Source organism: Lentilactobacillus hilgardii DSM 20176 = ATCC 8290 (genome assembly GCF_000159315.1).
Classification (GTDB): domain Bacteria; phylum Bacillota; class Bacilli; order Lactobacillales; family Lactobacillaceae; genus Lentilactobacillus; species Lentilactobacillus hilgardii.
Map to the genome: position 1 here is coordinate 78,304 of NZ_GG669995.1, position 22,220 is coordinate 100,523.

Here is a 22,220-nt window from a genome sequence, read left to right on the forward strand (position 1 = left end):
GGTTCAGGTACAGGCACTTCATCATCTTCTTCATCTACTAATATTGGTGCCAATCAAGTATTGGTTAACTATGTTGATGCCTCGACTGGAAACTCAGTGACAACCAAGCTATTAACGAATAATAATTCATCAACTCAAACTGCTGCAAGTTACTTGGGAACAAACTTATCCGGTCAAGCATATTCGAATATCCCAACTGGCTATTCAGCACCTGGTGACAGTACACAATATGGTACGTCTAACACAAGCGCGTTAGCAGCGGCATCATATGGCAAGCAAGTTAATTACTATGTCATTGCAACGTCAAGTGATAACTTGTTCAGCACATCTCCAAAATACACATCAAAAGCAAATAATCGAACTTACAGCGGTCTTCCTGGTGATCCTGTAAGTAAGAATGCCTTTACTTCACCACAAGGGGTTCAGTTTAGCTCGTTGCTTTCCAACTTAGCTAAGAGCAGTTACACGAGTGGTAATGGTGGACAGCGTACCACCTTCACATCTACGGACGTCTTTAACGCCGTTCAGGGTGCAAAGATGGACACCATTTACTATTTGGCATACTGTGATCCAATGAGTAATATCCTTGATGGTACTAAGCAGGCAATTTTGACTGCATCAAGTACTGGTACACCAAGTGTCAGCGGCTTGTTTGGAACAAGTTCAAGCTCTAGTACGAGTGATACAACGGATCAACTTTCCGCAATCTTAGGTGCTTCGGGAATTGATTCCACAGGAATTTTGAGTGGTATTGGTAATATTATCGGTAGTGGCTTGGATGGCATTGCAAACAGTTTGTTTGGTGGTCGAATTTGCTACAGAATTGTTCAATTAACGACTTCTCAAGATGCAATCAAGACTGCTAACGGCGACAGCATTAAGATGGGAACTCAAGTAACCATCCCTTATACTGCTACAGCCTCAAAAGTGGTTACTCAAGACGCAATTAAGAGTTATCAAAATAACTTGGAATCTGGGTTCGATCAAGCCGGTACAGACACAGCTGACCAAGGGAACGCCTTTAATGATAAGACTTTCCAAGGCAGCACAAGCGCATTATCAGGCTTGTTAACGGATGGTAGCGATACGACTTCAACTACTGGTACAGGTTCAACTACCAGTAGTTCGGCTTTAAGTAGTGATTCCGATTTAAGCAATCTTTTATCAGGATTGTTTGGCAATTAAATAGACTGATTTAATATTAGCATTAACAATCCGATTTCGATTCCGAAATCGGATTGTTTTTTTGCATTAAAAAAGCCCTGTGTTATCTATCATTAGATAACCAAAAGGCTTGGATAAAATTAATTTATTTAGTTGTTGTGGTCTTAGCAACCTTTTTAGTGACCATTGTCGGTGTTGTTGCTTTTTTCGTGGTCGTTTTGGTTGACTTCTTGGTTGTCTTGATTTTATCTTTTGGATAATTGTTAATCATAAACTGAGCGATCTCCCTACCCATTAATTGATAAGTCTTGGCAGACGGATGCAGTCGTTCATCATATAAACGATATTCGTGATTGCTGTCTGTAATTAATTGGGTAGTATCTTTGCGCCAATCCAGGTAAGGGATGTTGAATTCCTTATAAACTTCAGCTTCGGCATCACGCAGATCGTTCATGGTGAAGCCACCTTTACCGATAATGTTATCGGAGTTGGTATCTGAATCATACATGGTAGTTGGCAGAATACCATAAATAATGAGGTTTTTGTTGTCAGATTTCATTTTCTTAATGTTTTGTCTTAACGTGGTTTGAATATCAGAAAGTGAATTTGACACATGACCATAATCATTAGTTCCGTAAGCGATTGTTGCAACATCGTAATTCTTAAAGTTATGTGAGTTAACCGTCGGTGTCAGATCACCGGTTGTTTCCTGTTCGCCGCCATCACACAAGAATGCGCCATTGTATCCGGCATTCAAAACGGTGGTATTTAAGTATCGATTTAACCAATTAGGGTAGCCCATGTTATCTAATGTTTCGTAACCGTCATATCCTTTAGTAATGGAGTCACCTAAACAGATAATATTCTGGTTTTTAAAATAGTCACTGTTTTTCATTGCGATATCAAAAGTCCCTTCTGAGATTGGTTCGAGATTTCCTTGCCAAATCCAGCCGAATTGAGCGCCAGAACCACTTTTAACATAATACCAAACCGAATTTCCGGAACCTTGGGCTGAACGATCGATGACCGCTTTTTTCTCAGTATACCAGGTAACCTTTGAGAAATCCTTAGCTGGTCCGGCTTGTTTATCTAGCTTGGAAGACGTATAAACATAGCCCTTTTCAATATGGTATGGTAATTCTTCGTCAACGGTCGTACTGCTGACCAATGTTGCAGCTGGAATTGATTTTGCGGTTGACGAACTTGTTGTTTTGGAACTGGATGCGCTGCTTTGACCTGACTTAGGGGTGGATGTGGTTGTTTTTGTAGGCGTAGCCGCCTTACTGGCTGCTTGAGTGGTGACGGCCGTGGACATCCCCAATAACGCCGCAATTGTAATGACGATGACTCTTTTATTTTTCATTCTCATAATCTCCTCAAAATATTGTTAACGCATTTAAGAATACCACGGTAATGTTACGAACGTTTTACGGGTGAGTGAAAACCTCATAACTAACCGATGGCGGTTTAGGTTCCCAGTTTAAGTTAAAATGACGTTCTTTCACATAACAAGCTTGAAAAAGGATCGCAAATAATTTATCATAGAACATGTATAGTACGACTACTTTAAAGTCGGGGGGAATGTACCATGAACAAGAAGTTCAAATTTAGATGGTCTCTTATGGCATCGTCTATTATGTTGGCTTTGTTCGGTTTCGGCGTTGGGGGCAACGCTGAAGCTGATTCAGCCAACGTATCAACACCTGCGCAATCGCAGGTAATTGCCGTCGACCCTTCTTCTGCAGATTCTAACGATCAAAGCTCATTACATAATACTGGGGATAATAGTCAATGGGCGCTTCAAAGTTCGTCTCAATATTCTGAAAGTGTAGAAGAAGCTGCTTCCTCGGATAGCACGCAAAACTCCAGCTCAGCAGTAACTGGTTGGAACAGTGTCGGCTCATCAAGTGCAGTCAGTTCTTCAGACAGCACGTCATCGAGTAGTTCAAACAGCAATGGGGGCACGACGACTACTTATGACAATGCTAATAGCAATAACGTTGATCCAAATAGTGACAGCTCGTCTTCAGCTTCTTCAAGTAGTGCTGATGCGAATTCATCCTCTTCCGAACCGATGCTCGGCTTAGGGGATAAAGGATCAGCAGGCGCAGGTTCTGGTGCTGATAAGGTTGTTAAGAAGATAATTGATAAAGTTGTTCCGGGCGGTGGCTTGGATAATACCAAACCAAACGTACCGGCCAATAATAGCTCTTCGGCAACTACTGGCCAACAAGCAGAGACTGTTACTGGTGCAACGGACAGCAGCCGTTTTTCAGATGCACAGCAGTCTGACACTAATGGCCAGGGAAATGCTTACGCTGCCAATTCAGCTGTTGCTGCACAAGCCAAGCGTCAAACAGCAATTGAGAAGCCCAGCGCCAATGATGCTATGACACACAACTCATTTGCCAACCGGGTCTCTAAGAGTGATTCAGCAAATGCACAAAAGAATACGACTAAACTGGTTAGTTTTAATACGTTTAGTAATTTATTTTATAAGCAGGCACTCAATAACAAAAAGAATCCTGGTAAGTTTACAACTTCAAAGGGTAAAAAAGTGACAATTACGACACCGGTTTCCAGTGTAAAATATACCGATCACGATGTTAACGGCATTGTTGAAACATTGCCGGTTATTATTACATTGTCAATTATTGGTATCGTTGCGGTGTCGTTTATCATCTTTGATCCATTAAGATTTATCTTTAGATAATATTGAACATGAACACCAATGCAGACTCGAGACGTCCAAAGTGAGGACGTTTTGGGCCTGTTTTTTAGATAACATCGGTTTGTGAGCATGGAGCTGACGCCCGGCTCCCCTTTTTGGTTGAAAGGTGAGAAAAAAAGCTGTTTTATCAAGGAATCGGAGGTGAATGTCAAAGATGAGTCTTAAGTCTTGCAAACGCTTCCAGATATGGTATTATATAGTTAAGGAAGGGAAGAGAAGTTCGAAGCATTAAGGGCTTTAAACCTACTTTGATCGTTCTTCCACCAACAAGTACTTGTTGGAAATATAAACTTATTTTCAAATGTTTGTAATTTGAAGTGATGGATGATTAATCTTGGTGAGTATGAGTTTTAAGCAGTAACATTGGTTAGGATGATTACAAGCGAGGATGGCAAAATTAATTTCAGGTGATTAAGTGTTTGAATATAAAATGATCCAATCATGCGAAATGGATTTAAAGATCGACTATTAATACTCATTGAAGTAATCGAATAGGTAATTGTACAGGGGTCACTTGTAGTAGATTGATGAATCCAATAAGCTGTCAAATTGATGTGATATCAAATTGACGCATAGATAACAGATTCACAGATCCACAGATCCAATTATCAAGAATTAAATCTTTGTAGCATCAGTGTTTCGGTATCAATGATTTACAGTTTTAAAAGTTCCAAGTTCCAAAGTTTCACGAAACATCAAAATTGATCGCACGGCAAATTTATCAAAAGTTAAATTATAAAACTGATTCAAGTTTGCGACAGTAGGTCAATTTAATGAGTTAAATTGAGGCGATAAAATATTAGATTTAAACAAGAGTGGGTATTAACCCTTAGTAATAATATCCCTTCCGATCAATAGGCACTCAGGTTGAAACGCATAGCAAACCTGAGGCCTATTTTTATGCCTTCAAAAATAAGTGATGCTTTTTTGTTCAAAATAATGGTCTCTTATGAAAGTATTGTGCTCCCTTCACTAAGGAGTCGTACATATTATTTTGGAAAAACTAAGTTGTGTGAATAAATCGTTTTTGTTATAATGTAAGCGCACACAATGCAGTAAAAGGTCTTACTTAAGAAAAATGATTGGCCAAGTGATTTACAGGTTTCAGAATATTCGGTATTCTAGTCAATGGAATTACTTTTTTCTGTTAATCTTTGTAAAAGAGGGGAATCGTTTATGGATTTTCAAAGAGTCATCGTGATTGATCTTGCGTCACTGGGTATTGGTGAAGCAAGTGATGCTAACCGTTACCATTCGATTGGCACCGATACTCTGGGACATGTAGCAATCAGAGTTGGAAATAGGCTCAAATTACCAACCTTGGGCAGACTGGGGTTGGGGAATATTCGCTTTGGAAATCTGATTAATGGGTTACCACCGGTTGATCAGCCACTTGGTTTTTACGGGAAAATACACCTTGAGGGGTTGAGTAATAGCCCTGAAGGCGGCATTCGAGAGATGCTTGATTATCAGGACGGCATTCGGGTGACAAGTGTGATTGATCCGATTGTCAAATACAGTGATGATTACGCCCGCTCGATTATGATTACCGATTATAAAAGCTACATCTCCAATCAGAACTTAGCCGATATTGTAGCAGTTAACAAAGATTCTCTGGCTTTTCAGACACTTCATCATGAAGTGATATCACCGGTTAAGGGACTGATTTATATGTCCGTTCAGGGATTGCCAAGAGCTGCCGAGAACGGAAGTGTCGATCAGTATCTTGATATATTGCGTGAAACCGATCAACACATTGCCCAAGTAATTAATGAGATGAATCGATCTGATTTGTTAATTATCACGTCAACATTTGCTAATGATATGACCGCGGCTGTTTCACCTACTCGAGAATATTTGCCGTTGATTGCCTATACACCTTCTAATGAAGATGGGCAGGCACTTGGGATTCGTCATTCGTTAGCTGATATTGGAGCAACGATCGCTGAGGCTTTTTCCTTGAATTATTCAAAGGAATCGGTCGGCCATAGCTTTTTGGGCGAGCTATTATCATAACTGGGTTTAAACTTTTAAAACCAAATTCATTATAAGGGGGATCGCGGGTGTTAAAGATTATTTTTGGCCATAGTCGTTTTAGCCATTATTGTTTCGTTATTCGTAAAAACAGAAAAGAGGATTTCCGCGTATGTCGTTAACTTATTTATTAGTCAATATACTGGGTGTCATTGTTTACCTGGGTATTGCGATATTATTTTCCAAGGATCGAAAGGCCATCAATTGGCGTTCCGTAATTGTCGTTTTAGTTATTAACCTTGTCATTGCCTTCGTTCTAACCGAGTTTAAGTGGGGCCGTGATGGTGTTAAAGCCGCAGCAGATGGATTCAACTGGTTGGTTCAGGTTTCCTATAAGGGAATTGCATTTGCGTTGCCAAATTGGGTTACACCTGATTTTGGCGGGACGGCTAAAACAATGAACTTTGTTACCAGTGCGCTACTTCCAATTTTGATGATCGTTCCATTGTTTGACACCTTAACTTATATTGGTGTCCTACCTTGGATCATTAAATGGGTTGGCCGTGGCTTATCATTTATCACGGGTGCACCTAAGTTTGAATCATTCTTTGCCGTTGAAATGATGTTTCTTGGCAACACTGAAGCACTTGCCGTTTCTTCACTTCAATTAAAGCAAATGTCCGCTAAAAGAAACCTAACGTTGGCTTTGATGTCGATGTCATGTGTTACCGCGTCAATCATTGGGGCTTATACCCAGATGGTTCCTGGACAATATGTATTAACAGCTATTCCATTAAACGTTTTAAACGCGCTTATTATTACGAGTATTTTGAATCCAGTTAAGGTAACGCCTGAAGAAGATACCATTGCCAAGATGGGTGGAAGCGGTGCTGCAAGTGAAGCTGCCGAAGAAGCCGGTGATGTTTCTGCCGATGGCAAAAGAGAACCTTATTTCTCATTCTTGGGTGATTCCATTCTTGGTGCCGGTCGTTTGATTTTGATCATTGCTGCAAACGTTATCGCCTTTGTTGCTTTGGCTGCGTTGATTGATAAGATTTTGGCATTATTCAACCCATGGTTGTCTCTCGAACATATTTTAGGAATTATTATGTTCCCATTTGCTTGGTTAATGGGGCTGGATGTCGACCACGCCTTCCAGTTTGCTCAATTTATGGGAATGAAGTTAGTTACCAACGAATTCGTTGTTATGGGTAAGATTGCCGGAACAATTAACAATCTCAGCATCTTCCCGGCTCATTATCAAGCACAATTAACGGTCTTCATTACATCATTTGCTAACTTCTCAACAACCGGTATGATTATTGGTGCTTTCAAGGGCTTGGTTGACAAGAAGAAAAATGACTTAATTAGTAAGAACGTTGGTATTATGTTACTTTCCGGTATTTTAGTATCGTTGATGTCTGCCGGAATCGTTGGACTATTTGTATGGTAAACTTGCAAATTCGAAAGCTAGGTCATATTTTTGGATAAGTTACAAAGAGCAGAAGCCGTAGCCAATAAGCTGCGGCTTCGTGAGGCTATACGAGATAAAAATCTGATAAAACGTGAGATTATTGCCGGTATTACCGGTTTCTTCGCAATTTCCTACATTATTATCGTTAATCCGATGATCTTAAAGGATGCTGGAATCCCGACTGATTTAAGTGTTTTTGCAACCATTATTTCGTCATTGATTGGTTGTTTGATTATGGGGTTCTGGGCGAATGCACCGGTGATCTTAACACCGGGGATGGGCGTCAATGCCTTCTTTACCTACACGGTTGTCGTGTCGATGGGATTGTCATGGCAGGAAGCATTGGCAATTTCGATGGTAGCCAGTGTTATCTACGTTTTAATTGCATTTACCAAGCTGAGCCAGGTATTGGCAGATGGTATTCCGGATACGTTAAAAGCAGGTATAACTGCCGGTATTGGTCTATTTCTGGTTGAAATCGGTTTGGAAAAAGCTCAATTAATCCAAGCTGGTAAGAGTTCAATCTTGGCGCTTGGCGATTTAACACAACCAGCTACGTTGTTGGCGATGTTTGGCTTGTTGCTGACACTGTTCCTTTATATTCGAAACATAACAGGCGGTTTCTTTATTGGGATCTTCGTGACCTCACTATTAGGTATCCTGTTCGGGATTAAGGACCAGGCATCGCCCTCTGTAGGAATTGGCGATATTGCCAAATACTCACAGATCGTTGGAAAAGGTGACTTTAGTCATGTTTTCAGTGTGACATTTGTCCTTGCTGTCTTTTCAATGACAATGATTTTGGTGTTTGAGTCGATGGGACTATTGGAGGGCATCATGCCAAATCCCAAGAAGTTCAAGAAAGCATTTCAAGCAAGTTCTGTTACCAGCTTTTTGTCTGGTGCTTTAGGCACAAGCCCAACGGTTGCTGCCGCAGAGAGCGCTTCGGCAATTGAAAGTGGTGGTAGAACCGGCATAACTGCTATTGTAGCAGGGCTTATGTTTGCCGTATCAATGTTTTTTATCCCATTGCTATCATTTGTACCACAGGCTGCGATAGCCCCGGTGATTATTATTACCGGAGCGCTGATGATGAATCAGTTGAGCAGAATTAATATGTTTGATTTTTCGGATTGGTTCCCTGCATTTTTGATTGTTGTCTTGATTCCATTTACGACCAGTATCTCAACTGGGTTGGCATTTGGATTTGTGGCTTATCCAATCCTGAAAATTGCAGCAGGGAGGGCGAAGGAATTAACGGTTGCTACTTATGTATTAGGCGGTTTATTTCTATGTGATTTAGTCCTTTCGGCGCTTCTATAGACGCAAATAAAATAAAAAGGGGAAGATAAAAATGACAATTAAAATTGTAATGGATACTGATCCGGGGATTGATGATGCAGCAGCTTTAACCATGGCATTGAACGATCCTCAAATCGAGGTCAAACTGATTACCAGTGTCGCCGGGAATGTAACGGTTGACAAAACAACAAAAAACGCTCAAAAAATTGTTCGTTTTTTCAACAAGAACGTACCAGTTGCCGCGGGTGCTAAACAACCGTTAATCAAAGAATTTGAGGATGCTGCCAGAATTCACGGTGAATCGGGGATGCCTGGGTATGACTTTCCCGAGGACCTGCCAAAACCGCTTGATAAAAGTGCTGTTGAGGCATTGCGTGATACGATCATGAGTAGTGATGAGAAAATCACGCTGGTGCCAACGGGGTCATATACCAATATCGGATTGTTATTTAGTGAGTACCCCGAAGTTAAGGACCACATTGAGCGGATTGTGGCAATGGGTGGCTCCCTTGGTAAAGGGAACATGACAAGTGCTGCCGAATTCAATGTCTTTACGGATCCGGATGCTGCTAAGATTATGTATCAATCAGGTGTTCCAATTACCATGGTTGGGTTGGACATTACAATGAAGGCGTTGATTACGCCGGCTTCACTCAGCAAGTTGGAAACAATGAATGAAACTGGTAAGATGCTTCACGACATCATTATTCACGATGGTGATAACAGTGATAAAGGCATTGCGATGCATGATGTGAACACAATTTTCTATCTTTTGCACCCGGAAGCAATCAAGACAACGCCTATGTGGGTTGATATTGTCACTGATGGCCCTGCAATTGGTGAAACGGTTGGCGATATTCGGGGTGCCTATCATGATGGTAAGACCAACGCAGAAGTTTGTGTTGATATTGATGCACAGGCCTTTAATGACTGGTTCCTGGATGAAGTTGCAGCCATTGCCAAGCCATAAAGAGCGTTAACGGTTTTGAAAAATTAATCAGCTTATAAAAATCAGGAGATTGGGACAAAACGATTGTTTATCCCAGTCCCCTTTTTATAATGGGGTGAATAAGGAATAAGCATCATACTTATTCTTTAAGAGGATTGTTTACAATTTCATAATGGTATTTTATGATTGAAGTTAGTTTTAAAAGAGTGGGGAAATGAAGTGGGTGAGTTATTTGAGTGAGTTTGATCATGATTTAATTGAATCACTTTTCATAAAGTACGCGAAGGTCAACACCAGATCCAACCCGAATAGTCCAACAGTTCCGACAACGCCGGGACAAGTTGAATTAGCGCAAATGATTGTCGAGGATTTAAAAAAATTGGGTATCGAAAAGGTGACATACGATACCGATAGCGGGTATACATTGGCGGAGCTGCCGGGAAACTCTGAGAAAGAACTGTTGCCAATCGGTTTTATAGCCCATTTGGACACAGCGGATTATAATGCCGACAATATTTCGCCTCAGATTCATGCGGACTATTCGGGGGAAGACATCGTCCTGAATCGTAAGAAAAACATGATTTTAAGTCCAAAACAATTTCCGAGTTTGAAGAAGTTTATTGGTCAACGACTGATTACAACCGATGGGACTACCCTGCTGGGAGCTGATGACAAGGCAGGGATTGCAGCAATTCTTGGCGCCTTGGATGACCTGTTGAAGCACCCCGAAATTGAACATGGACCGGTTGAAGTCGCGTTTGGGCCGGACGAGGAAATCGGCAGAGGGTCAAAACGCTTTCCGGCAAAAGCCTTTGGTGCCAAGTTCGCATATACGATGGATAATGGTCAGCCCGGTCAAATCGAACCTGAAACTTTTACTGCTTCTCAAGCCGAAATCAGCATAAAAGGGACAGCTGTTCATCCAGGAGATGCTTATGGGTTGATGGTCAATGCGGTTAGTTTGGCCAATGAAATTCTTTCCGCACTTCCAAAAAATGAAGTGCCTGAAAAAAGTCGAGGTCATCAGGGATTCTTTTTGGTAACCGACTTTAACGCAACAATTTCAGAGGCTCACTTAACGATCATTATGCGTGACTTTGATGCTGACAAGTTTCACGAAAAGGAACGATTGCTTGAAGAAACGGTTCAGCAAATCAATGACCGTTTCGACGTTCCCAGAGTAGCACTTAAAATTGACGAGCAATACCAAAATATTGGGGACGCTATTCAAAAACATCCATATGTCATGAATCTGGTTTTGGATACTTACAAGCGTTTGGGGATTAATCCCAGAATTACACCGTTTCGTGGGGGTACAGATGGTAATGCGATTACGGCTAAAGGCATTCCGACACCTAATTTATTTAATGGTGGGGATAATTTCCATGGCCCATACGAATATATTACGACAGAGGCAATGGCAAACGCTGCAAGGGTTGTTGTCGAGATTATTAGGGAACATGTTCGTCAATATGGTCATGAAAATCAAAAACCGGTCACGTTCAGTGATTAAACAACTTTAAGAATACTTTTTTACCAGAAGTGGCTTGCCCTATTAAGTTTAATTTTTTATCAAAAAAGTTCGGGTTTCTCCCGGCTTTTTCTTTTCGCTCGAAAAGTGATCGTTAACATATTATAATTTTAAATAGGGTGGTTTGGGATCTTAGGCAACTTCTTACACAGTAGTCCTTGTCATATCAACGATTTTAAGGTAAAGTAGAATAAGACGTGAAACAGGATTGTTTCACATATCAGGAGAATTTATTTAATGAATATCGATCAATTTATCAATGCGCTTTTAGAGCAGAACATTCAAGTAACCGATGATCAACTAGGCCAGTTTGATGCCTATTTTAAGCTATTAGTGAGGACAAATGAACATGTCAATTTAACAACTATCACCGAAAAATCAGAAGTTTATTTAAAACATTTCTATGATTCGATAACTCCTGCTTTTTTTGTTTCACAGATTCGTGAACAACCGGTTTCGCTTTGTGATGTTGGCGCGGGAGCGGGCTTTCCATCAATTCCGCTAAAAATCCTTTTTCCCCAGCTAAAAATTACAATTGTTGATTCTCTGAATAAGCGGATTAATTTTTTAACTGAATTGGTTCAACAACTTAATTTAAAGGACGTGACGTTGGTCCATGCGAGAGCTGAGGAATTTGGAAATAAGAAGTCTGTCAGTCGACAATCATTTGATATTGTTACCGCACGGGCAGTTGCCAGATTAGGCGTCTTAAGCGAGCTGTGTTTGCCGCTGGTAAGGGTTGGCGGCCAAATGATTGCTATGAAGGCCGCTAAGGCGGAGGATGAACTTGAAGATGCCAAGCAGGCTATTTCGCTGCTTGGTGGACAGGTGAAGAACGACTTTGACTTTTCGCTGCCGATTTTAGACGAAAAACGACACATTATTATTATTGAAAAAATAAAAGATACACCGAAAAAGTATCCACGTAAACCCGGAACCCCTAATCGGGAACCATTAGGTCAAAGTAAATAAGTAAGGAGGGAAGACATGTCACATGTGATTGCACTTGCCAATCAAAAGGGCGGTGTCGGTAAAACGACGACGGCTGTTAATCTAGGCGCCGGTCTGGCTTCGCTTGGTAAGAAGATTTTACTAGTTGATGCCGATGCACAAGGAAATGCAACCAGTGGTGTTGGGATTTCCAAGGCCGATATCGGCAAGGACATTTATGATGTATTGGTGGACGAAGAGTCAATGCAGGAAGCAATCGTACATACAGCTAATGAGGGCTTGGATATTGTACCGGCTACCATTCAGCTGTCTGGTGCCGAAATTGAATTGACACCGCAAATGGCTCGTGAAACGCGATTGAAGGCAGCGTTGGATGATGTAAAGGACCAGTATGATTATGTTTTAATCGATTGTCCGCCATCACTGGGATTAATTACGATTAATGCTTTTACCGCAAGTGATTCGATTCTGATTCCGGTTCAGAGTGAGTATTACGCGCTGGAAGGACTCAGCCAATTGCTCAATACCATTCAATTGGTTCGGAAACATTTTAATCCGGATTTGAAAATTGAGGGTGTTCTCTTAACGATGTTTGATGCCCGAACGAATTTGGGCGTTCAAGTCAATCAAGAGGTCCGAAAGTATTTTAAAAACGAAGTTTATGAGACCGTTATTCCAAGGAATGTTCGGTTATCCGAAGCGCCCAGTTACGGCTTACCGATTATGGATTACGATCCAAAGTCAAAGGGTGCGGATAAGTATATGAAACTGGCGAAGGAGGTGCTGGCCAACCATGGTGAATAAGAAAAAACCGACTGGATTGGGAAAAGGTATTGAAGCACTTTTTCAAGACAACACCGTAGATACAAGTAAAGAAAATGTGATTGATATTAAAGTGAGTGAAATTAAGCCCAATCCATATCAACCACGGCACCGATTTGACCAGAAAGCACTTGAGGATCTGGCATTATCGATTAAGAATTCCGGGGTCTTTCAACCCATTATTGTTCGTCAACCGGATCCTGAAGTTGAGTCGTATGAACTGCTAACCGGTGAGCGACGGCTTCGGGCGTCCAAAATTGCGCAGCAAAAAATGATTCCCGCCATTGTTCGAGATGTCAATGAAGAACAGATGATGGAAATTGCCGTTTTGGAAAACCTTCAACGTGAGGATTTGACAACACTTGAAGAAGCTGAAGCGTATAACATGTTAATGACTAGACTTGATCTGACTCAGGCACAAGTTGCCCAAAAACTTGGAAAGAGCCGACCATACATTGCTAATTATTTGAGAATTCTTGGGCTGCCTACGGAAGTCAAAGAAATGCTTGAGGATCATAAATTATCAATGGGTCAGGCCCGAACCTTGCTTTCCGTTAACAACAAGCAGGAACTCATCAAGTTGGCCCGTAAATCTGTTACGGATTCAATGACGGTCCGCCAGTTGGAACAAGCTGCTGCAAAGATTAATGGTAAAACGGGCAATAGGAAAAAACGGGTTCAAAGAAAATCACCGTTTGTTCGGGCTTCTGAAGGCCAATTACAGGAAAAATTCGGAACGCCGGTTTCGATTGTGAACTCTTCTCGTAAGAAAGGAAAAGGGAAGATCGAGATTGAATATGTATCAACGGAAGATTTGAATCGTATCTTGGAAATGTTGGATGTGAACTTGGATTAGTTGAGTTGTAGTTGTATGTCATAGTTTAAGGCATAACGCGTTACAATCACTTTATCCGAAAAGCTGTCCCCTTTAGAAAGGATGTTCAATATGTACGGTCTCCATGATTTAGTTGAAATGAAGAAACCGCATCCATGCGGCACTAACCGTTGGGAAATTATCCGAATGGGTGCTGATATTAAAATTCAATGTACGGGTTGCGGACACATTGTCATGATGCCCCGAAGAGAATTTGATCGAAAGCTGAAAAAATTACTTCAAAAAGCAGAAAATTCTGAAAAATAGACTAGAAAGAAGAGTTGTTAATTTATGTCACTAACTGCAGGAATCGTTGGGTTGCCAAACGTCGGAAAGTCTACGCTGTTTAACGCGATCACCAAGGCGGGCGCCGAAATGGCCAACTACCCATTTGCCACAATCGATCCAAATGTCGGGATGGTTGAAGTCCCTGATAAACGTTTGGATAGGATTCAGGAATTAATCCCGGCTAAAAAAGTCGTACCGACTACATTTGAATTTACCGACATTGCCGGAATCGTTAAGGGTGCCAGTAAGGGTGAGGGACTTGGAAACAAGTTCTTGGAAAATATTCGACAGGTGGATGCGATTGTTCACGTTGTTCGGGCATTTGATGATGATAACATTACCCATGTTTCCGGAAAGATCGATCCGATTGATGATATTGAAACGATTAATCTGGAATTGGGAATTGCCGACCTGGACGCTGTTAACAAGCGGCTGGGAAAGGTTCAGCGTGCTGCCAAGGGTAACGACAAGGAAGCAAAAGCCGAGTTGGCAGTCCTTGAAAAGATTAAGCCGGTTTTGGAAGATGGCGGTTCCGTTCGCTCGATTGCGTTCGATGAAGATGAAGAAAAGATCGTTAAGGGTTTATTCTTATTAACCAGTAAACCGGTTCTGTACGTTGCCAATATTGCCGAAGAAGATATGGCTGATCCTGAGCATTCCAAATACTTCCCACAAATTGCCGATTATGCAGCAAAGGAAGGTGCTCAAGCAATCGGTGTGGCAGCGGCGCCGGAGGAAGAGATTGCAGAATTGGACGATGATGAAAAAGCTGAATTTTTGGAAGCAGAGGGTGTTGAAGAGCCTGGCTTAAATCGGCTTATTAGAGCTTCTTACAAGCTATTAGGGTTGGAGACATTCTTCACTGCTGGTGGCAAGGAAACCCGTGCATGGACCTATAAGAAAGGCACAAAGGCACCACAAGCAGCCGGTATCATCCATTCCGATTTCGAACGTGGCTTTATCCGGGCAGAAATTATGGCTTTTGACGATCTCGATAAATACGAGACACCTGCAGCCGTTAAGGAAGCCGGAAAGCTTCGCCTTGAAGGCAAAGACTACGTCATGCAGGATGGCGATATTGTTGAATTTAGATTTAATGTTTAATAAAAGAATTTGAAAAATAAGTAATGGGGATGAGATGCGAGTGAGTAGTAGTGAAGAAACAAAACAAGAACGTAACGCCCGCAAAAGAAATGCCAATGTTCAACAGGATCGGGATCGGGCAAAGAAAATTGTTCATTCTCAATTTGACAACATTGGGTTAACAAAGCGAAATGCTGAGTATATGTTCAAATTTAATCAAGAAATTGCAAAGACAAAACTGACGCCACAACAACAGGCTGATACCATTCACCAAATGGTAGAAGAACTCCTGGCGGGACAAAAGTCCGGTAAAACAGCTCGTAATATGTGGGGAACCGTTGATCAAAGAATTCAACGGGTTTTGAATCCACCGAAGCGTAAGCCGGATATCAAGCGTGATTATTGGCCGAATGCGTTTTATAACATGCTTTTATTCTTTGTTATCTTTACGTTTTTATATGGGATTACCTTCTTCTTCTCAAAGAACAGTGCCCGTGGCATGATGGGGATTACAGGAATTGTCCTCAGCTCAATTATTGCCGGTTTGGGGATTCCTGCCTTAACAATGTTGATTCAGCCAGGTGTTAAGCATAAGTATCCCTTATGGTTGAGAATCATCTTTATGGTGCTTTTCTTTGTCGTTTGGATGGGTGTATTCTTCTTTGCCGGTTTGATCCCAGCAGTTATTAATCCGGTACTCAATCCATATGTTTATATTGCACTGGGCGCTGTCGGTGTTGTTGGTGCGTTCTTTGTTAAGCGAAACTTTCAAATTACCGGTGGCCTGTTTTAGCAGACCTGATTTAATACGGTCTATGATGTGAATGGGATATGAGTGATTTAAGGTAAAAGTCTGATCAAAAAAGGGGACGTACGTTCACAATTTGATCAGAAATTAGAGTTGGATAACGGTGCATCACGAACTTCTGTTTTGTGATGCGCTGTTATTTTTTACGCAAAAATATAAAACACGAACGTTGAATTCGATTAAAAATGATTGGTTTGAAATTGTCCGTAAAAAAACAACCTTTTTTCTTTTATTTTTTAAAAAGTTCGTGTATAATGAATACAATTTTTAACCTATCAATGTCTGGTAATCATGATGTTAGATTAAATCATCATTAGAAATCTTTCAGAAACGTTGATTTTGTGCTAACAACATGATAAGTTATTAGGCAATCAAATTTTAAAAGGAGCGAGATAGATGGTTAGTTGGGATGAAAAGTTCGGAAAAAGAGGTTTTACATTTGATGATGTGCTGTTAGTACCCGCAGCAAGTGATGTATTGCCGAACAATGTGGATTTATCAGTACAATTGGCAGATAATTTGAAGTTAAATGTTCCTTTTTTAAGTGCCGGTATGGACACTGTTACCGAATCGAAGATGGCAATTGCTTTAGCAAAATTGGGTGGTTTGGGCGTTATTCATAAGAACCTCAGTATTGAGTCCCAGGCAGGAGAAGTTGCTAAGGTAAAGGCTGTTAAGAAGACGACTGATACACCTAAGGCAGCTGTTGACAAGAATGGCTCACTATTAGTTGCCGCTGCGGTAGGTGTTTCCTCTGACACGTTCGATCGGGCATCCGCTCTTTTGGAAGCCGGTACGGATGCCATTGTCATCGATACTGCTCATGGGCATTCGGCTGGTGTTTTAAGAAAAATTGCCGAAATACGGGATCGTTATCCTGACACAACTTTGATTGCCGGAAACGTGGCAACCGCTGCTGGAACCGAAGCACTCTTTCAAGCCGGCGTTGATGTCGTCAAAGTTGGAATTGGTCCAGGTTCCATCTGCACAACTCGAGTAGTTGCCGGTGTCGGTGTTCCCCAACTAACCGCCGTTTATGATGCCGCTGCAGTTGCCCGTAAATGGGGCAAACCGATTATCGCTGATGGCGGAATCCAGTACTCCGGTGATATTGTTAAAGCGTTAGCAGCAGGCGGAACCGCCGTTATGCTTGGCAGCATGTTAGCCGGAACAGCAGAAGCACCGGGCGACGTATATGAAGAAAACGGTCGAAAGTATAAGTCTTATCGTGGTATGGGTAGTGTTGCAGCAATGAGTCAGCAACATGGGTCATCCGACCGTTACTTCCAAGGTGGTGTTAATGAGGCCAATAAATTAGTTCCGGAAGGCATCGAAGGAGAAGTTGAATATAAAGGCAGCATCAACGATATTGTCTTTCAAATGGTTGGCGGCCTTCGCTCTGGTATGGGTTATACCGGTTCTGCAACCGTAAAGGATTTAAACGACAATGCCCAGTTCGTTGAAATTTCAAATGCAGGTCTGCGAGAATCTCATCCACATGATATTACAATTACAAAGCAGGCACCTAATTATGAACCGGAATCATAATCGTTTCGGTTATTAAAATCCGGTAGTCAATAAAACGAAAAGGAGTCACTAATTGCTTAGTAGCAATTGGTGACTCCTTTTATGATGCCAAACAAATTAGGCATTAAACGATAACTTTTTCTTGTGTTTGAAGAAGCCACATGATATCAAAAAATGATGCATCATCTTTTGACAATCAGTTTAATAAACGAAAGCGGTTATATTATGGGGGATACGGAAAAACGCTTCTTACTGCGATTAAGTCAGCAACTTTACGAAAAGTTGGCAGCTGAAGCAACCGAAAAAAATAAAAGTGTCAATGCGTATATTGTCAGTTTATTGGAAGACGCCGAAGGAGATACCAATTTTGAGCATCGCCAATTTATCGGTCGAGCAATTGCCGGTAAGAATATCTATGTCGAAAGCGGTTTGGTCATGGTTTCCGGGATATATTACCGTTATTTGATTGATGACAACAGTCACGTTGATAAACGTGCTCGATACACTGTGATTGAGGCTAATGGAAACATTTTAACCCTACGAAAAATTAAGGAGTGATCATCTTGCCTTTAGGTATAAAAATTGTCCCGCAAAATAATCAGGGACTTGTTGAAACATTTGGAAAATATCGCCGAAGTGTGGCTTCTGGATTTCATTTTTATATGCCAATCATTCAAAAAATTCGCACTGTCAGCTTGGCAATGGAACCCAAAGCGTTGCCGAATTATTCTATTATTACGAAAGATAATGCGGACGTTTCCGCAAGCTTGACGTTAAATTATCATGTTACAGACGCAGTTAAATATCAATATGAAAATACCGATTCTGTCGAATCAATGGCACAGCTCGTTCGTGGTCATTTGCGTGATATCATCGGTCGAATGGATTTGAATGAAGCTCTGGGATCAACAGCTAAAATAAACCAGGAATTGACGATTGCAATTGGGGATCTGACCAATACTTATGGGATCAATGTTGACCGGATTAACATCGATGAATTGACACCATCATCAGCGATCCAGGAAGCAATGGACAAGCAGCTGACAGCCGATCGTGAACGGGTTGCGGCAATTGCCAAGGCCGAGGGTGAGGCAAAGTCGATTGAATTAACGACAAAGGCTAAAAACGATGCTTTGAAAGCAACGGCAAAGGCTGAAGCAGAAGCTACCCAAACACGGGCGGATGCAGAACGGTACCGAATAGATACGGTCCAAGCCGGCTTATCATCTGCGGACGATAAGTATTTTCAGAACCAGTCGATCAATGCTTTTTCGGAATTAGCAAATTCACCGGCGAATATGGTGGTTGTGCCATCTGATAAGACGGGTGATTTAGGTCAACTTCCCGTTGTGGGAAAACTTCTAAAAAAGGGCGCCGATTTATAGGCGTTCAGCAAAAAAACGGGTCTCCATTTTTGGAAACTCGTTTTTACTATGGCCGCTTAAATGTGTTAATGAAACTCGACTTGGGCTGTGAACCTGGCAGGCAAACGGATCTTGAAACAGTGTATTCTGGGTTAACGATGCAGTTGCGTCAAGCGATACTGCATACAAGTTACGAACACTGGCGATATCAGCTGGTTGAATAGTGTAGAACCGGTTTGCTGCAAACATCACACTTTGTTTGATCGGACTATGATAAAGTCCAATGGCGTGACCTAATTCGTGTTCAGCCACGTTGGTTTCCTGTTATGGCAGGTAGCCAACGGATGTTATCACTTTGAGATTCAGGGTGCTGTCTGCTTGTGTAATCACACCCTGATTGTTAATCGTTAATTTAGTAAGTCCGGCATAACCTGTACCAATACTGGTGTTTGAACTGGCAATGATTTGGGCAGTTGAACTCGTCGAAAGTTCGAAATTAAAAGCCCGGTGTTATTCCAAGCACGAATGGCATTCATCCAGATGACTTTGTAACTGCTGCTATTGTTATTAACGTTTATAGTTGCGTTTGGTGTTTCAAAGCGGGCAGTTCCATGGGGTGTGATTGGGTCAGCCAGTGCTGAAATTGGCAAAAAAGTGAATAGAGGGGTGAGCAATATCGCATATAATGAAAGAAGACTCTTTTTTCTTAACATTGATCCCACTTCCCTAAGTAACTAAATCAGGAACGAGAAAGTTTAACTAACAAACAGCTTGCGTATGGTTGAATCGGCATCATAACGTTTCCTTAATACCAACTTAATTTTATGGTTAAACAGACTGAATGGCAATCAAATACATTTTTCAAATTTAATACTAAATTTATTGTTTTCTGTTCTCTGTTTTGGAAAAAGAGCTTATGATAATGAAGTGTAGATAAACGTTTTAACTATCAAATGAACTGACGTTGGAACGGAATTTTAATCATAAAAATTAATTCGTTAATGAGGGGGACTGACATGGACTCAGAAAGTATTTTGGAGCAACCATACATCAATATCACAAATATCATCTGGAGCTTCGACCAAATTACCAGTAAAGTTAATATTTTACTCGTTAAGCGAAGCAACAAGCCATATAACGGATACTGGGCACTTCCCGAGACCTTTATGCGGACTAATGAAAGTGCTGATGAAGCCGCACTTAGATTGGTAAGGGCAAAGATTGGCATGGCACTTTCGAATAGTCATACAGAGCAGTTGGCAACGTTTACGAATCGGTTGCGGACACCTGAGCAGCGAACGCTATCATTGGCCTATATGACCTTTTTACCGGATAAGCCGATGCTAAAACCCGGATATGGGGCTTCGGATGCCCGTTGGTTCAGCATGGATTATACGGAAAGTGGGTATGCTTTTTCGGATGGCGAGCTGACCTTTCCAACGGCACAAAGTCAAACAGAATCCCAATACTATGCGAAATTGGCTAAAAGTAGTCTGAGCAAAGCGCATTTGGCTTATGATCATGAGTGGATTTTGAAGGTGGCCTGCGAGCGGATTAAGAATAAATTGGATTATCAGCCAAATATTTTATTGGTTTTGGGGCCACAGTTTACTTTAAAGGATGCCCGCTTGGTTTACGCACCCTTCTTAAAAATGCCGTTTGAACTGATTGACAATTCCAATTTTAAAAAAAGTCACCGTCATTTATTTACGGACGTTGGCACATCAATGTCCAACAGACCGGGCAGGCCGGCCAGGGTTTATAAACTATCGTACTTATTCCCTTGAAATTTTTGCCGATGCGCGTTACCTTAGAATAAAAGTTGAAGCGACTTTTATTTATAGGCATATAAAAGTAAAAATCACCTTTATTAATCAACGAAATTGAGAGGAAACGTGTAATGGATAATTTATCAATGTTAACTGATTTGTATGAATTTTCGATGGCAAACGGGTATCGTCAAACCATTGATGATGAGCAGGGCGTTTTTGACATCTTTTTTCGAAAGGTACCGGATAGCGGTAGCTTTGTTATTTGCGCGGGTCTGCAGCAGATTGTTGAGTCGTTAAAAGACTTTCATTTTTCGAAACAGGATGTCGATTACTTGCGGTCACTGAAACTATTTAAAGAGAACTTCCTTGATTATCTCAGTGATTTTCATTTTGATTGTCAAGTATCGGCTATTCCAGAAGGGACACCTGTTTTTTCCCGTGAACCGTTATTGACCATTCAGGGACCGTTGCTTCAAACACAACTGTTTGAAACGTTATTATTAAATATCATGAACCACCAATCGTTAATCGCTACAAAAGCGCGTCGAATTACCTTTGCGGCTGGCGATAAGCCCATTATGGAATTTGGTGCGCGTCGGGCACAGGGACCAAGTAGTGCCACGTTTGGTGCCAGGGCCGCGGTCATTGGTGGTTGCGCAAGTACATCAAATGTATTGGCTGCGGAAAAATTTGGGATCCCGGCAGCTGGCACAATGGCGCATGCCTGGATTGAAGCTTTTCCGGATGAATTAACGGCCTTTGAGAAGTGGGCGGATGTCTACCCGGATAATGCTTCGCTGCTTGTCGACACGTATGATGTATTGAAATCGGGTGTACCCAATGCCATTACAGTCTTTACCGAATTAAAAAAGAATGGTCACAAACCTGTGGGTATTCGAATTGATTCCGGAGACATTACCCAATTGGCCAAGGGCGCGCGAAAGATGCTGGATGATGCCGGTTTTCCTGATACAAAGATTACTGCATCCAATGCGTTGGATGAGCATGTCATCCAATCATTGTTAAACGAAGGGGCACCATTGGATAACTTCGGAGTTGGAGAAAAACTGATAACAAGTTCAACGTCGCCTGTTTTAAGTGGTGTTTATAAATTAGCTGCCATTGTTCAAAATGGAAAAATGATTCCAAAGATTAAAGTCAGTGCCAGTCGTGAAAAGCTGACACTTCCCGGTCTCAAGCAGGTCTATCGGCTTTATCGACCAAATACAAATCAGGCATTTGCGGATATTATTGCGTTAAACGATGAAGTGTTGGATCGACCAATGGATGTAGTAAAAGCAAATCCGATCGCAACCGAGCGCCAACAATCAATTGAAAATTATGATGCCAAACCGCTTCAGGAGAAAGTCATGGATGGCGAGAAGGTTCAGGCTGAATTGCCGGATGTCTTCACCATTCAAAAGCGATCCAAACAAATGCTGAAAGAAATCCCATCCGCTACACAACGGTTGGTTAACCCCGATGAGTATCCGGTTTACATGACCCTCAAACTTGCTCAATTACAGGAAAACTTGGTTGCTGAAGAAAAAAAGTAGTTTCGGATTGAGTACCTTGTTTGCTTCTTGAAATAGCAGATAAAAGCTTG

21 protein-coding genes are annotated in these 22,220 nt (G+C 41.5%); 18 read left to right on the forward strand and 3 right to left on the reverse strand.

What is annotated here, in order from left to right; all coding sequences use genetic code 11:
• Positions 1–1,185 (forward strand): hypothetical protein (locus HMPREF0519_RS09985; protein ID WP_003635920.1); only part of this gene is annotated, 1,185 nt, incomplete at its 5' end.
• A 124-nt stretch (positions 1,186–1,309) separates the two neighbouring features.
• On the opposite strand, the gene HMPREF0519_RS09990 is transcribed toward HMPREF0519_RS09985, so the two are convergent.
• On the reverse strand, positions 1,310–2,533 hold the full coding sequence (locus tag HMPREF0519_RS09990) for an SGNH/GDSL hydrolase family protein (protein WP_003635922.1): 1,224 nt from the start codon (positions 2,531–2,533) through the stop codon (positions 1,310–1,312).
• A gap of 252 nt (positions 2,534–2,785) precedes the next feature.
• Between HMPREF0519_RS09990 and HMPREF0519_RS09995 the strand changes: the two genes are divergently transcribed.
• The 15 genes from HMPREF0519_RS09995 to HMPREF0519_RS10065 all read left to right on the forward strand — a co-directional run bounded on the left by HMPREF0519_RS09995 (position 2,786) and on the right by HMPREF0519_RS10065 (position 18,863).
• Positions 2,786–3,877 (forward strand): hypothetical protein, encoded by a 1,092-nt coding sequence (locus HMPREF0519_RS09995; protein WP_225429147.1) that lies wholly within the window; start codon positions 2,786–2,788, stop codon positions 3,875–3,877.
• A 1,146-nt stretch (positions 3,878–5,023) separates the two neighbouring features.
• On the forward strand, positions 5,024–5,911 hold the full coding sequence (locus HMPREF0519_RS10000) for an alkaline phosphatase family protein (protein WP_003635926.1): 888 nt from the start codon (positions 5,024–5,026) through the stop codon (positions 5,909–5,911).
• Between the two features lie 130 nt (positions 5,912–6,041).
• Positions 6,042–7,322 (forward strand): NupC/NupG family nucleoside CNT transporter, encoded by a 1,281-nt coding sequence (locus HMPREF0519_RS10005; protein ID WP_003635928.1) that lies wholly within the window; start codon positions 6,042–6,044, stop codon positions 7,320–7,322.
• A 30-nt stretch (positions 7,323–7,352) separates the two neighbouring features.
• Positions 7,353–8,666 (forward strand): NCS2 family permease, encoded by a 1,314-nt coding sequence (locus HMPREF0519_RS10010; RefSeq protein WP_003558191.1) that lies wholly within the window; start codon positions 7,353–7,355, stop codon positions 8,664–8,666.
• 31 nt (positions 8,667–8,697) lie between these two features.
• Complete coding sequence (gene rihC, locus HMPREF0519_RS10015) at positions 8,698–9,615, forward strand: ribonucleoside hydrolase RihC (RefSeq protein ID WP_003635930.1); 918 nt, start codon at positions 8,698–8,700, stop codon at positions 9,613–9,615.
• A gap of 193 nt (positions 9,616–9,808) precedes the next feature.
• Entirely contained in the window at positions 9,809–11,107 is a 1,299-nt protein-coding gene (gene pepT, locus HMPREF0519_RS10020) for a peptidase T (protein ID WP_003635932.1), read from the forward strand.
• 255 nt (positions 11,108–11,362) lie between these two features.
• Positions 11,363–12,097, forward strand: a complete 735-nt coding sequence (gene rsmG, locus HMPREF0519_RS10025; RefSeq protein WP_003635936.1) for a 16S rRNA (guanine(527)-N(7))-methyltransferase RsmG — start codon at positions 11,363–11,365, stop codon at positions 12,095–12,097.
• A 15-nt stretch (positions 12,098–12,112) separates the two neighbouring features.
• A complete protein-coding gene (locus HMPREF0519_RS10030) occupies positions 12,113–12,880 on the forward strand; it encodes a ParA family protein (protein ID WP_003635938.1) in 768 nt (255 codons plus the stop codon).
• The gene (locus HMPREF0519_RS10035) at positions 12,870–13,754 is read left to right on the forward strand and encodes a ParB/RepB/Spo0J family partition protein (RefSeq protein ID WP_003552806.1); all 885 of its coding nucleotides are present in this window, start codon (positions 12,870–12,872) and stop codon (positions 13,752–13,754) included. The genes HMPREF0519_RS10030 and HMPREF0519_RS10035 overlap by 11 nt, the downstream gene beginning before the upstream one ends.
• A 90-nt stretch (positions 13,755–13,844) precedes the next feature.
• Positions 13,845–14,039 (forward strand): DUF951 domain-containing protein, encoded by a 195-nt coding sequence (locus tag HMPREF0519_RS10040; RefSeq protein WP_035444395.1) that lies wholly within the window; start codon positions 13,845–13,847, stop codon positions 14,037–14,039.
• Positions 14,040–14,063: 24 nt separating this feature from the next.
• On the forward strand, positions 14,064–15,164 hold the full coding sequence (ychF, locus tag HMPREF0519_RS10045) for a redox-regulated ATPase YchF (protein WP_003558203.1): 1,101 nt from the start codon (positions 14,064–14,066) through the stop codon (positions 15,162–15,164).
• A 34-nt stretch (positions 15,165–15,198) separates the two neighbouring features.
• Entirely contained in the window at positions 15,199–15,936 is a 738-nt protein-coding gene (locus tag HMPREF0519_RS10050) for a DUF1129 domain-containing protein (RefSeq protein ID WP_003552813.1), read from the forward strand.
• Between the two features lie 411 nt (positions 15,937–16,347).
• Entirely contained in the window at positions 16,348–17,499 is a 1,152-nt protein-coding gene (gene guaB / locus HMPREF0519_RS10055; RefSeq protein ID WP_003635942.1) for an IMP dehydrogenase, read from the forward strand.
• Between the two features lie 153 nt (positions 17,500–17,652).
• Positions 17,653–18,036, forward strand: coding sequence for a toxin-antitoxin system HicB family antitoxin (locus HMPREF0519_RS10060; RefSeq protein WP_003635944.1), 384 nt, complete (start codon positions 17,653–17,655; stop codon positions 18,034–18,036).
• Between the two features lie 5 nt (positions 18,037–18,041).
• Positions 18,042–18,863, forward strand: a complete 822-nt coding sequence (locus HMPREF0519_RS10065) for an SPFH domain-containing protein (protein WP_040472792.1) — start codon at positions 18,042–18,044, stop codon at positions 18,861–18,863.
• On the opposite strand, the gene HMPREF0519_RS10070 is transcribed toward HMPREF0519_RS10065, so the two are convergent.
• The gene (locus HMPREF0519_RS10070; protein WP_003635947.1) at positions 18,858–19,154 is read right to left on the reverse strand and encodes a matrixin family metalloprotease; all 297 of its coding nucleotides are present in this window, start codon (positions 19,152–19,154) and stop codon (positions 18,858–18,860) included. The genes HMPREF0519_RS10065 and HMPREF0519_RS10070 overlap by 6 nt on opposite strands.
• Positions 19,155–19,249: 95 nt before the next feature.
• The gene (locus HMPREF0519_RS10075; RefSeq protein ID WP_003635949.1) at positions 19,250–19,555 is read right to left on the reverse strand and encodes a hypothetical protein; all 306 of its coding nucleotides are present in this window, start codon (positions 19,553–19,555) and stop codon (positions 19,250–19,252) included.
• A gap of 288 nt (positions 19,556–19,843) precedes the next feature.
• Between HMPREF0519_RS10075 and HMPREF0519_RS10080 the strand changes: the two genes are divergently transcribed.
• Complete coding sequence (locus HMPREF0519_RS10080) at positions 19,844–20,629, forward strand: NUDIX domain-containing protein (protein ID WP_003558216.1); 786 nt, start codon at positions 19,844–19,846, stop codon at positions 20,627–20,629.
• Between the two features lie 113 nt (positions 20,630–20,742).
• On the forward strand, positions 20,743–22,170 hold the full coding sequence (locus tag HMPREF0519_RS10085; RefSeq protein ID WP_003635950.1) for a nicotinate phosphoribosyltransferase: 1,428 nt from the start codon (positions 20,743–20,745) through the stop codon (positions 22,168–22,170).
• Positions 22,171–22,220: the final 50 nt, after the last annotated feature.